The 12274-nt window shown below is 42.6% G+C and carries 11 protein-coding genes; 5 read left to right on the top strand and 6 right to left on the bottom strand.

The window, feature by feature from the left end:
- Window positions 1-86: 86 nt before the first annotated feature.
- Together LU351_RS02195 and LU351_RS02190 are read right to left on the bottom strand one after the other, a co-directional pair.
- Window positions 87-1859, bottom strand: a complete 1773-nt coding sequence (locus LU351_RS02195; protein ID WP_232592366.1) for a S8 family peptidase — start codon at window positions 1857-1859, stop codon at window positions 87-89.
- 830 nt (window positions 1860-2689) lie between these two features.
- On the bottom strand, window positions 2690-4429 hold the full coding sequence (locus LU351_RS02190; RefSeq protein WP_232592365.1) for a S8 family peptidase: 1740 nt from the start codon (window positions 4427-4429) through the stop codon (window positions 2690-2692).
- 989 nt (window positions 4430-5418) lie between these two features.
- Between LU351_RS02190 and LU351_RS02185 the strand changes: the two genes are divergently transcribed.
- Window positions 5419-5790, top strand: a complete 372-nt coding sequence (locus tag LU351_RS02185; protein WP_232592364.1) for a c-type cytochrome — start codon at window positions 5419-5421, stop codon at window positions 5788-5790.
- Window positions 5791-5886: 96 nt separating this feature from the next.
- On the opposite strand, the gene LU351_RS02180 is transcribed toward LU351_RS02185, so the two are convergent.
- Window positions 5887-6357 (bottom strand): LEA/WHy family protein, encoded by a 471-nt coding sequence (locus LU351_RS02180; RefSeq protein WP_232592363.1) that lies wholly within the window; start codon window positions 6355-6357, stop codon window positions 5887-5889.
- Between the two features lie 558 nt (window positions 6358-6915).
- On the opposite strand from LU351_RS02180, the gene LU351_RS02175 reads away from it, so the two are divergent.
- Together LU351_RS02175 and LU351_RS02170 are read left to right on the top strand one after the other, a co-directional pair.
- Window positions 6916-7272: a hypothetical protein gene (locus LU351_RS02175; RefSeq protein WP_232592362.1), complete on the top strand. Its 357-nt coding sequence runs from the start codon at window positions 6916-6918 to the stop codon at window positions 7270-7272.
- Window positions 7273-7516: 244 nt separating this feature from the next.
- Window positions 7517-8065, top strand: a complete 549-nt coding sequence (locus LU351_RS02170; RefSeq protein ID WP_232592361.1) for a TlpA family protein disulfide reductase — start codon at window positions 7517-7519, stop codon at window positions 8063-8065.
- Window positions 8066-8185: 120 nt separating this feature from the next.
- On the opposite strand, the gene LU351_RS02165 is transcribed toward LU351_RS02170, so the two are convergent.
- The 3 genes from LU351_RS02165 to LU351_RS02155 are packed head-to-tail and all read right to left on the bottom strand — an operon-like array spanning window position 8186 to window position 10076.
- On the bottom strand, window positions 8186-8554 hold the full coding sequence (locus LU351_RS02165; protein WP_232592360.1) for a DUF2750 domain-containing protein: 369 nt from the start codon (window positions 8552-8554) through the stop codon (window positions 8186-8188).
- A gap of 51 nt (window positions 8555-8605) precedes the next feature.
- Window positions 8606-9436, bottom strand: coding sequence for a M48 family metallopeptidase (locus LU351_RS02160; RefSeq protein WP_232592359.1), 831 nt, complete (start codon window positions 9434-9436; stop codon window positions 8606-8608).
- Window positions 9429-10076 (bottom strand): MBL fold metallo-hydrolase, encoded by a 648-nt coding sequence (locus LU351_RS02155; RefSeq protein WP_232592358.1) that lies wholly within the window; start codon window positions 10074-10076, stop codon window positions 9429-9431. Before LU351_RS02155 ends, LU351_RS02160 begins: the two co-directional genes overlap by 8 nt.
- Before the next feature lie 489 nt (window positions 10077-10565).
- On the opposite strand from LU351_RS02155, the gene LU351_RS02150 reads away from it, so the two are divergent.
- Entirely contained in the window at window positions 10566-11087 is a 522-nt protein-coding gene (locus LU351_RS02150) for a GAF domain-containing protein (RefSeq protein WP_232592357.1), read from the top strand.
- A gap of 341 nt (window positions 11088-11428) precedes the next feature.
- The gene (locus LU351_RS02145) at window positions 11429-12250 is read left to right on the top strand and encodes a substrate-binding periplasmic protein (RefSeq protein ID WP_232592356.1); all 822 of its coding nucleotides are present in this window, start codon (window positions 11429-11431) and stop codon (window positions 12248-12250) included.
- Window positions 12251-12274 lie beyond the last annotated feature (24 nt).

Below are 12274 nucleotides of genomic sequence, written 5' to 3'. Positions count from 1 at the left end.
GTGAAAAATAGCGTTTAATAAAAATTAAAAAACCACAACATGTCCTTATATTGTGGTTTTAGCTTTACAAGAATCAACCAAAAAGATTAATTACAAATTCTCACATTACTGACCGTAACGGAGTTATTCAACGTACCACTGTCTTTGTCGTTGGCAATCACAAAACTCATGCTTCCGCCGGTATAGAATTCACCCACAGGGATGGTGAACGTTTGTGTGCCACCGGTGTAATCGTAGTCATCAATTCCCCAGTTTTGAGTGCCGGTTAACTGGAAGATTCGGTTGCTGCTCGCACCGCTGTCGGCATCAAACCCTACTCCTTGCACTTCACCGGTACCGCCGGCAGAAAACTCGAAGGTAATGAAGGTACTTGAAGAAATGCTGTAGTCTTCTGCAGTCATTACCCAAGTATTTCCGGTTAGGGTAATGGTGCGGCCACCGTTCGAAATAGTGTATTCGTCGTCGCTGCTGTTGGAATAGCTTTGCATGTTACCGAAACTCATTGGGGCAGCATTACACGTTGAAGGCGTAGGTGTTGGGGTTGGAGTGGGTGTTGGCGTCGGAGTTGGAGTGGGTGTTGGCGTTGGAGTGGGCGTGCCAAAATCGGTTTGTAGCAATAAGTTGGGGGAGCCACGTGTATTGCTGATTTTACCCACAGCCGCAACCGATTCTAACCCTTGTTCTACCTGTGCAACCGATGCACGTGGATTGGCTTCTAAATAAAGCGCAGCCGCACCGGCAACATGGGGTGATGCCATTGACGTACCACTGATGGTTCTCGTACCACCATCATCCCATGCAGAAGTAATACTGGTACCAGGTGCAAACATATCAATGCAGCTACCCCAGCTTGAGGTTCCTGCTCTTGCATCACTTCTGGTGGAGTTAGCGATTGTTAATGCACGAGCTACGCGGTTAGGCGAGCCACTGCACGCATCCGAATTACTGTTACCCGCAGCGACAGCAAACACCACGCCTTGATCAATGGCACGGTTGACTGAGCGATCTAAGGCACTGGAAGAGCCACCCCCTAAAGACATATTTGCCACGGAAAGGCCTGATGCATTTTCAGCAACAAAATCAACACCATCAATTACACCGGCATTGCTTCCTGATCCGCCACAACCTAATACGCGTACTGGAATAATATCAACTTCTTTTGCCACGCCCCATCGGGTTCCACCGGCTGTGCCTGCTACGTGTGTTCCATGGCCATTACAGTCAGTAGTACCACGACCGTCATTAATTGAGGTAAACCCACTTTTCATACGGCCGCTAAAATCACTGTGGCTACCCAAAACACCCGTATCCAAAATATACATATCCACACCAGCGCCGGTGTAGTTGTATTCATACTGAGAATCTAGCGGTAAATCTTCCTGGTCAATGCGATCCAAACCCCAGGTGGCATTGGGTTGGATATCATAGGCTTTCATGATTTGATCTTGCTCGATAAACGCAACACGCTCATCATCCAAAAGTGCTTTCAATGTGGATTTATCAAGCTTAGCTGCAAATCCCGCAATCGCGGTTCCGTAAGAGTGCTCGGCCACAACACCATAAGCCGAAGAAATTTCGCTTACGCTTTTTAGTGCGGCTTGTTTACGAAGAGCTTTCATTGAAACATCGCTTGCAGACGTTGCTTGCAGTGCAACTGCTTGCTGTTGAACATAATCGTCTTTAAAAATAACGATGTATTGGCCCTCAATGGCAGTATCAACAGGTGCTGCGAAGAGCTCCGCCTGTGCGGCCATAGAGAGTGGAGCGAAACCAACACAAGCTGAAATCGCACCACTCAGTAAAACGGTTTTAGGGGTATTACGGTAAGCATTTTTTATTGCTTTGGTTAAGCGCTTCATGGAAAACTCCGAGTTTGAGTTTTATAAAAATGCGAGAACAATTTTGTTATCCCCGCACCATTCGAGCAACGCGACTTTTCTCTAGAACACCCACAACGAAAACAGTGACAACGCTGCCATTTGATTCCCAAATGTACATCTCCCTTTACTACTTCCCGCATAAAGTTATGCAGGTGCAATTCAGAGACTTGTCAATATTTATTACGCCAAGGCAAAGTATGAAACTCTTCTTAGAAGAACAACCAAGCACACAATAAAAACACAAAATAAATCCGTGCAATCTTCTTTATTGCCTATTAAATAAAGAGCTACGAAATATTTAAATATTCATCAACAAAACAGTATACCTTTTAAAGAGTAAGTTAATCTCAATCTGTATAACAGACGTACAACTTTCAAGACAACTCAATAAAAATTACAATTTGGCAGCCATAACCTCTAAATAATTGAATGCTATGGCTTTAATGACAAAGCCATAATTTAAAACTGTATTTCAGTTGGAAAAGCCACACAAAGTGTGCAACTTTTAACTTTCGCAAAAAACGCTGTAAATTCACTTCCCAAGTGTATCAAACACCCCTGTTTTCTCGTAAAAATTGGCAAATTAGTAGCAAAATAGAATAATTTAGGAAGGTGGAAAACGGATTTCAGAAAAAGGTTGAGAATTAAAGCATTAAAAAACGAATAGAGAAAAAGAGAGTACTTGTGATTTCAATTCACTTGCTTGTTTTTTTGATTTTAGCACTTCCTTGTGCCCTAAGCTTCTAGCTAATGTGACTCTAGTTAATGTAACTCTAGCTAATGTCGCAATCCATTATTGTTTCGGCAGATTAATTAGAAATTCTAACATTACTGACCGTTACAGAATTGTTCAGTGTACCGCTATCTTTATCATTCGCAATGACAAAACTCATACTGTTTCCGGTATAAAACTGGCCAACAGGAATGGTAATGGTTTGTGTACCCCCACTATAACTGTAGTCATCGATGCCCCAGTCTTGGGTTCCCGCCAGTTTGAAAATGCGGTTGCTGCTAGCACCACTGTCGGCATCAAAGCCAACGCCTTGAATTTCAGCCGTACCACTGGCGGAAAATTCAAAAGTAATGGAAGTGCCAGAGGTGATATTGTAATCCTCGGCGGTCATTACCCAAGAATTTCCCGTAACTGTAATTGAACAGCCATCGGATGAAATTTCATACTCGTCATCACTGCCACCTGAATAGGTTTGCATTGTGCCAAAGCTGATAACGCCCTCGCCGCAATTAGACGGTGGAGGAGGCGGAGGAGGAGGTGTTGTACCACCGCCGAAATTAGTCTGTAGCAATAGGTTAGGAGACCCTCGTAGATCTGAAATCTTACCTCTTGCAGCAACAGATTCTAAACCACTCTCAACTTGCGCCACCGTTGAACCGGGGTTCGCCTCTAGGTAAAGCGCTGCAGCGCCAGCGACATGTGGCGATGCCATAGAAGTACCAGAAATACTGCGAGTGCCGCCATTACTCCATGCAGATGTAATACTTGTACCTGGTGCGAACATGTCTATACAGCGGCCCCAACTAGACGTTCCGGCTCTTCTGTCACTTCTTGTAGAGTTGGCAATAGTCAAGGCACGTGGGACACCATTAGGAGAGCCATTACAAGCGTCTGAATTACTATTACCTGCTGCCACAACGACGACAGCCCCATTATTAATAACGCTATTTACCGCACGATCTGTCGCTGTTGAAGCAGGGCCGCCTAATGACATGTTAACCACTGAAGGGCCTGAAATTTGACCCGCAACGTAGTCCACCCCACTCACAATATTGGAATTTGGCGCTGAGTTTCCACAGCCAATAACGCGAACTGGGATTAAATCCACTTCTTTCGCTACACCCCAAGTAGTACCGCCTGCTGTACCGGCCACATGGGTTCCATGGCCATTACAGTCTTCAGTAGCACGACGACCATCACCAACGAAATCTCGGCCAGACGACACTCGCCCACCAAAATCACTGTGGCTGGCTAAAATTCCGGTATCGATAATGTACATATCGATACCATCGCCCGTGTAGTTATATTCATACTCACTGTTGAGAGGAAGATCTTCTTGATCAATTCTGTCTAAACCCCAAGTGGCATTGGGTTGAACTGTCGTTAACGATACTAATTGGTCTTGTTCAATAAACTCTACTCGCTCATCTTTGAGCAATGCTTTCAGTGTTGATTTATCAAGCTTCGCGGCAAATCCCGCTAAAGCAGAACTATAAGAGCGTTCCGCCACCACACCATAGGCATTAACTAATTCACTAACACTTTTTAATGCCGCTTCTTTACGAAGTTCTTTCATTGAAGCAGGGCTTGCTGAAGAAGCTTGTAGTGCACCGGCTTGCTTTTGAACATAGTCATCTTTAAATACAACAATGTATTGTCCTTGAATTGCTGTATCTATCGGTGCCGCAATCAGTTCAGCAGGGGTTGCAATTGCAGCTGAAGTGGATATTAAGGATGTCGCAATTGCGCCGCCTAATAAAATCGTTCTAGGGGCAGATTGGTAAGCATTTTTTATTGCTTTGGTTAATCGCTTCATGGAAAACTCCGAGCTTTAGACTATAAAAAATCCGGGAAAACTCTGTAATTCCCGTACTATTTTCAGGCAGCGATACTTCTAAAAAACAATATCTAGAAACACAACATCTAAATACACAACATAAAAGTGTAAATAGAAAATAGATATTGAAAATTTATCGCCACCACTTCGTCCTAAAGGCACATCTCCTTTTTATCGCCCCCTACACTGAATAACAAGGAGGCAATAAAATTGTCGCAATCAGAATTACACCAACAACTATTCAAGAAAGAAAATCATCAAGTAAATCGGAGTATTCAATTTTGGATAAGTGAATATTTTTAATCGGAATTAAAATAAGTAACGCATAACTTAGAAATCATCTCAATAAAAAAATAAAATTGGCATAAATAACATCACCATAAAAATAAAGAAAATATAGGGTGACACCGACGAAATAATAAAAAACATGAAAGGAGGAGTGAAAAATAAAGTTGCACCAATTAATAGCAGTTGGGTTTTTTGAAATAAATCTATGCGGCAGCGCGAAGCACAAAATTATCAAAAAAAATCCCCAAAATTTTTGGAAGGTATCGTAAGTGATTTTATAAAATTATTTACGGTACTTTTTCTCACTCAGCAATATAATGACAGACGAATAAACCATTTTTACATTTATATTGGGAAAGTAATCCACGATATTTTGGTCTTTAGTGCACTATTGGGGGGCAAGTGCAGAGTTTGTGTTTGTTTAAACAAAGTTCATCTTCCATTAGTTACACTCATGGTTAGAGAGAGACTTTCTTGCGTCGTAAACCACATAAATTTAAGGCGGGTGCGAAAATATAATCGTTTACAATGCCAGCAAAAATTGTCGTAAATGGATTGTTTCTCTATGGATAAGACCTATATGATCGTGGTCAACGTATTTATTGGGAAATACGCCGTTATTGCAGTACAAATTGCAAGCTCCACCATAGCCGATAAATGAAAAATATTGGGAATCAACAATGACTTTTATGAATCAAGCCGTGAATAAGATAAAGCAACATCGTATAAAGACTGCTCTTTTGACCACATTAGTGGCAAGTGCTTTTGTCTCATCTGCAGCAATCGCTGCCGGAGATGCGGCAGCTGGGAAGGGAAAATCTGCTGTATGCGCCACTTGTCATGGCCCTACCGGTGTCGCCATTGCCCCCATGTACCCTAATCTTGCCGGCCAAAATGCCGCTTACCTTGAGAGCTCTTTGAAAGCTTATCGAAAGAATGAACGCAAAGGCGGAATGTCTGCGGTAATGACACCAATGGCAGCAAGCCTATCGGATCAAGATATTGCCGATTTGGCCGCCTACTTTTCCACTCAAACCTTAGGGAAAAAGTAAGTCACTCTTAACAAATATCTCTATTCAGCCTGGCTTATTGTAATGAATCATACCGTAGCCAGGCACATCATTATTAAGTAAAACTCCACTGCTCACTTACCTTACCATGGGTAAGTCCCCTTTGCGTGTGACATTCATTGAAGGAATCCAATTGGCAAAATCAATTGTTGCATCCAGCTCATATGAGAATTGTTGTCCAGGATCACGAAGCACTGTGTTCACCAATTGCACAATACCCAATAGGTGGGTTCTTGCCTCTAACTCCAACTCCGTTGAAGAATAGGCTCGGATGAGAGGAACTTCTCCCGTCATGCCTTTCAAGACGGAACTACCATTTAGCGAAAGAGCATAGCTCACTCCCTCAATAGGCAAGTCAACCCCATTCGGGTTAGAGACTTGTAGATTCAGCAAAAAACGTTGTTGCATACCATTAGCGGGCAGTACCCGTACTTTTACAACATCTACCTCTAGTGGCTCCAATGATTGCTGTAGAACACTGCAGCCAGATATCACGACAAAGCAGATAATACTTAACAAGCTTAAAACCAACTGCTTAGATAGCATCATGCTTTTAGATTCCTTTTTTCAATGGTTAGGTGAGACATTAGGCGACGGTCTATACTCAGGACTACTTAAACCGAGGAGCAAGATACTGGCACAGAATAAGAATTCACAATGCCAAGTAAGTAAAAAAATTCAGAAATAGTATGAAATTTAACCAGAGTTGAAACTGATTGACGCTCAAACTTTCTTACTATGGCGCATATGTTAACTAAAATGGTTAGAAGCTTATTTTTTGATATAGATCACAAATTGAATTGTCTCTCGAGCATTTTTTTACCATAAAATAAAAAAATTAGTATAAGAATTCTAAATTTTTACAATTATTAGAAATACACAACATAATTTATATTATAAATAAGGTAGGCGTAGAAGCGGCCTTACCAATAAAGACTCCCCTTAAGTCAGAGGGTAGGAATGTACGAATAGCGGCATAAATCATTTACGCGTTAATTGAAAAATGCATCGTTAAGATGAAGCCGTTGCGCGGTAGATTAAGTGATGAGATGAATCACCGAAAACGTACTTTAGCAATGAAAAGAAATAAAGCGAGCAGAATAGTCAATGAAAATTAATAATGGAGAGCCATTTACCGAGGCAAAAGCATTAATAAAGGTTGAGGACGTTGATTATCCTAGGCTTTGTCGCTTATGTTGTGATTTTAATTTTCGAGTCGCCACTTTAAATTCTCACCAGGAATCCAATGAAAATACCAATAGGCATACTGAAAAATACACTAACCACTTTAAACTGGTTAGCCTTTCGGACAATGCCAGCACCTCGGCTTCTCCCGAATGCGGGTCAATGAACGCATTGGAGGAGTATGTACAAAATCACATGACAGATATTCTTCATGATTATCTGTTTGGTGATACAACAGACTTGGAAACAGAATCCTCACAAGAATTGAAGTTTTATTAAAATCTATTTAGCTCCATTTAATCTTGTCAATTCAATACTGGCGGTAATGACGTTTATATTATAATTTACATCCCATCCCATCCCATCCCATCCCATCCTATTCACTCCCTTTCTGTGTAACGAAGGGCTCTATTCCCCCTTAAAGAGAGGGAACCATTCCCCAATAATCATGGTCTAGTGTAGAAACGAGTAGCACCATACTCACTGTGATTTATCACCATTGCCTTTTACGTCACTCTCATTTATGAAAATATTTAGTCTTCTACATCAATCTCTGTTTGTTTTATGCATTGGGTTTTCTACACTTGTCAACTGTGCCATGCCGCCACAACTGGGAGACCCTGCACCTAACTGGATTTTGAAACAAGGAAATGGTCAGCGCGTATCATTTTATGAAAATGCCGATAAAGAAATGGCAGTCATTGTATTTTGGGCAACTTGGTGCCCTTATTGTAAAGAGTTACTGCCCATGCTTAATAAAATGAAAAGCACGTCGGCATTCAATAATGTGAAGTTCTATGCTTTGAATGTTTGGGAGGACGGTAACCCAGAGGATTACCTTGCTAAGCAGAATTTAGATTTCACCTTGCTAATGCGGGCAGAAAGTGTTGCAAAACGTTATGGTGTTGTTGGCACACCTGCGGTTTTTGTGGTCAACTCTGATCAAAAAATTACGTATATTCGCCAAAAAGGCACCAGCAATAAAGATGTCGTTATTGCGGTGAGAAAAGCGTTAAATCAATCGCTAAACACAATCACGAAAAATGCCGCTCAACAAAAAGCTATAAATTAACGGTATTTTCTATTCGGCGTTATTTTCCTATTAAAGGCCTAAGGGTGTTTAGCTAAAGATACTTAGCCTTTATGACGCATCGCCTTTAATGATTCGTCGCGCTAATACCCTCATTGTCCATTATTTTAACTCTTCTTCTAAATCCGCTAATAAATCAAGCGGCTCAACCTCTGTCCCTTCCATTGCGGCATCCCAATTCACACCCACCAAAAAGACATCCTCGTGCATACCCGGCAACCAATCTTCAATGAATTCTTCGGTAGAAATCGCAATGACTTCATACCCTTGCCACTCTTCAGCACAATGACGCTCTGCGAATTCCGGTTGTGACCAAAAGGGCATCACATCACTGTCGACGTATTTTTCTGAAGGGCAGAGTGCCCAGCCCTCTGGGCCTTCTAGCCCCCAAACACAACCATTGTCCAATGCTTCCACAATGAAACGGTCATAGTTTTCATCGGCCTCAGGGCCCAGCGGTTCTGTGGTCATAACTTACCTATAAAAAAGCCGTAAAAATACAGCAACTGAAAAACCAGCAGTTTATCGTGCTGGAACTTGAATACGAAGCCCTGGCCCATGCAGTTTGAGCCATTGACGATGTTGCCGAAACTCCGGGCACACACTTTCCACCAGCGTCCAAAAAGCTCGACTGTGATTAAAATGACGAAGGTGGCAAACTTCATGCGCAACGAGATAGTCAATTACCGGTTCCGGCGCCAGCATAATCAGCCAATTAAATTGTAAATCACCTTTCGAAGTGCAGTGCCCCCACCGGGTTTTTGTCTGGCGAATCTTGATGTTACCCAGTATCGAAGCCAGCCCTAATCGGTGTGCCATATCACGACTTTTCTCTGCTAATACCACTGATGCTTCTTGTTTGTACCACTGGGTTAACCGGTCTACCACTTGCTCATCGTGAGGCTTTTGACTGCGTCCACTCAAATAAATGTGTAATGTACTGCCCTCCCGAATCACACCCGAGCCCACTTTTTTTTGGGGCTCGCACTCAATAGCCAACGTTAGCATCTCTCCGCAATATGGCCACTGAGCACCCGCCTCAAAACCTCTTGCTTGAATAACATTTAACGCACTGCGCTGCTCACAAAGCTTTGACAATACCCAGTGCCGTCGAGACTGCACAAATGCGTCTATCGACTTAAGGGGTGCCAGCGTAGGTGCAGCGACCGTCACTTGTCCGTCAGACACTCGAATTTCCAACGTTTTACGTTTTGCTGATCGGCGCAACCGGTAACAAAAGTCGATTTCAGCGCCATCATTACTCAACAAAGCAACATCTTGCGCCTGTCGAGGTGTGGGCTTCGATGCTAATACCACGCTTACAGAGTTCACATGTCGAGAAGAATTAGCCAAAGCGAGTATCTGCAACAAAAGGATTGGTTTGACGCTCGTGACCAAACGTCGACATCGGCCCATGCCCGGGAATGAATTGTACATCGTCCCCCAACGGCCACAATTTTTGACGGATAGACGCCACAAGCTGTTGTGAGTCTCCCCGAGGAAAGTCGGTTCTCCCCACTGAACCTTGAAATAACACATCTCCCACCCACGCCATACGACTGGTAGATTCAAACAGCACCACATGGCCTGGGGTATGGCCCGGACAATGCAAGACTTGAAAACGTAAGCGTCCTAAGGTTAACTCATCGCCATCTTGCAACCAGCGCCCAGGTTGAAACGTTGGCACCGGCTGAAAGCCCATCATCGTCGCTTGTTGTGCAAGCCCTTGAATCCAGAATTGGTCTTCACGATGTGGGCCAATGATCGGTAAATTTAGTGAGGCAGCCATTTCCGCCGTTCCCCCCACATGATCAAGATGACCATGTGTCAACCAAATCGCTTTTAGGGTCACGCCCTCTTCACGAATGGCGGCAAGTATTTTATCGATATCGCCACCAGGATCGACCACTGCCGCTTCCAATGTTTCATCACACCACACAACAGAGCAGTTTTGCTGGAAGTGTGTCACCGGGACAATTCGAAACCGAAGCATTCTTTTACCTTTTTGGTCAGTAATAAACGACTACTGTAAAACACAAGCTACCTTGATGAAAGCTCTCCCTCAATTCGCCCAATGTTGTTGTTTAGTCAATGATTACTTTACTCTGCAATAACAATGGACATGGGCTTTAAAAGTAAAAATATAAAAGTGTTGAGCATTACTCTTTTTTATTCTTCAGGCCAAAGGTTTTTCGAGGGCTTGAGTATAATAGCCAGTTGTCATTCGTCGTTGAATATATTCTGTTCCCGGTTGAACAGACCCACTTCGAAAAATGTCTATTTAAAGACGAATAAAGCTGCGAAACACGGTATTGAAACACTTCGGGAAATATTTCAATAGACGCATTTTAAAATTTCACTCATCATACCTTTATCAATCATACAATCTGCTTATTTCCAGCAGTATTACGTTAAAGACGACATAAAGGCCGAGCTTACGCTTGTCTAATTTACTCTGGCCACATTTTTGAAAGGATCATCTATGTCCATCGCACCAACGACCGCGCCTTCTGATGCAGAGGCTCGTATATACACAGATAATAACCAACCTGAAACAGACTACACTTTACTGAGTAAACAGCTTGCCGCTTTAATTGAAAGTGAAAAAGATACCATTGCCAATATGGCAAATTGCTCAGCGCTGTTGTATGAAAACCTAGAGGATATTAATTGGGTAGGTTTTTATCGTTTGGTCGATAATCAATTAGTACTGGGGCCATTTCAGGGAAAGGTCGCGTGTGTGCGCATTGAAATAGGCAAAGGTGTGTGTGGCACCGCTGTGGCAGAAGGGGTATCACAACGAGTCAGTAACGTTCATGATTTTCCTGGGCACATTGCTTGTGATGCTGCGTCAAATTCTGAAGTGGTCATTCCTTTGCGTAATTCAAATTCTGAAGTCATAGGCGTGTTGGATATCGATAGCCCCAGTATTAATCGCTTTTCAGAAAAGGACTTACTCGCACTTGAAGAAATGATGGCGTTATTTTCAGCAAACCACTGTTAAAACGCATGTCTTAACATCACCCCAAAGCACACTAAGAGATTCGTTAAGAAATGGACTTCTAAAAAAGGCGTCTAAAGATGCACTCTTTATATAATATATAGAGATAAGCAGGGCGAAAACAAAACCAACGAACATAAAAACTACCTTATATGCCAATAACCCCATGTATTTGCGGAGAAAGTAGACAAAGGTTTCCTCTAATGCCGTGATTAATCGTCACATAAGCAACCTTTTCTGGTAATCTTGGCGCTAAATCGGATGTACCGGTACGCCCGATCTTCTCTGGATGTATTGAAACCAAACAAACATTGATCCACCCACATGAGTTTAGTGTAATTTTTATGCATGCTGACAATTGCTCAATTTTCAAACGCAGCACTTTCACTTTTTGTCTGTTATTACTGTTATTCCTAACGCCATCCACAAATGCCATTCCATTTTTTGAGGAATCATTAGACCCACTGACTCTGCAATACCTTGTGTATGACACCACAGGAGCCCCCATACAAATATCTCCTGCCTCTGAAGACCTACCCCCAGGGGGAATTATCTCAGAAGTCATTTTCGCCATCTTTAATGGCAGTGATTACACCATACTCCCAAGAACTCGCCCTATTGCTCGTATCAAACGAGATACGTACGAAGAGAAACTGGATAACTGGATCACCTATGGCTTACGAAGCTGGGAGAATGACCCTGACTGGGGCGGCCAGTTTTTAGCCAGCACAGATATCCTCAATTACGAATACAGCTTGGTGTATTTGAAAGGAAAAACAGCGCCAGCCAGTGACCTTACGGGAAAAGTCATTAGCGTTATTCAGGGTTATCAATACGGGGCACTTTTGGGGAATTTATCTAACCGAGGGGCGACAATTTTGGAGGTTAAAAGTCAAGTGGACGCGATAGAAGCATTACAGCGTGGCCGCGCCGATTTTTATCTTGGCAATTTACCCCGAATGCAATATTTGGTTAATAATCAAAATATTAACAACGTGACTCTGATGGGACAATCACTGAATTACGCAACACCACTGACCATTATGATGTCTAAAGACACCCCTGAAACACTTCGTATTTTTGTGAACGATCGGTTACGTTTATTGAAAGAAAAAAATGCCCTAGACGCGATTGTGAGTTATTACTTAGGGTCTTACATTAAATAACGATTAAGCGGAATTCATTCAATA

Origin of the sequence: Marinibactrum halimedae, from assembly GCF_021234875.1 — a bacterium.
Lineage (GTDB): Bacteria > Pseudomonadota > Gammaproteobacteria > Pseudomonadales > Cellvibrionaceae > Marinibactrum > Marinibactrum halimedae.
Note: the sequence above shows the minus strand (reverse complement) of the source record. Positions and strands in the feature narration are given on the sequence as shown.

Bases quoted from the DNA above. Each gene is read 5' to 3' on its own strand.
- LU351_RS02165 (WP_232592360.1), bottom strand. From the start codon at position 8,554: ATGACCACAGAACCGCTGGGCCCTGAGGCCGATGAAAACTATGACCGT.
- LU351_RS02170 (WP_232592361.1), top strand. From the start codon at position 7,517: ATGAAAATATTTAGTCTTCTACATCAATCTCTGTTTGTTTTATGCATT.
- LU351_RS02145 (WP_232592356.1), top strand. From the start codon at position 11,429: ATGCATGCTGACAATTGCTCAATTTTCAAACGCAGCACTTTCACTTTT.
- LU351_RS02150 (WP_232592357.1), top strand. From the start codon at position 10,566: ATGTCCATCGCACCAACGACCGCGCCTTCTGATGCAGAGGCTCGTATA.
- LU351_RS02180 (WP_232592363.1), bottom strand. From the start codon at position 6,357: ATGATGCTATCTAAGCAGTTGGTTTTAAGCTTGTTAAGTATTATCTGC.
- LU351_RS02155 (WP_232592358.1), bottom strand. From the start codon at position 10,076: ATGCTTCGGTTTCGAATTGTCCCGGTGACACACTTCCAGCAAAACTGC.
- LU351_RS02195 (WP_232592366.1), bottom strand. From the start codon at position 1,859: ATGAAGCGCTTAACCAAAGCAATAAAAAATGCTTACCGTAATACCCCT.
- LU351_RS02175 (WP_232592362.1), top strand. From the start codon at position 6,916: ATGAAAATTAATAATGGAGAGCCATTTACCGAGGCAAAAGCATTAATA.
- LU351_RS02190 (WP_232592365.1), bottom strand. From the start codon at position 4,429: ATGAAGCGATTAACCAAAGCAATAAAAAATGCTTACCAATCTGCCCCT.
- LU351_RS02185 (WP_232592364.1), top strand. From the start codon at position 5,419: ATGACTTTTATGAATCAAGCCGTGAATAAGATAAAGCAACATCGTATA.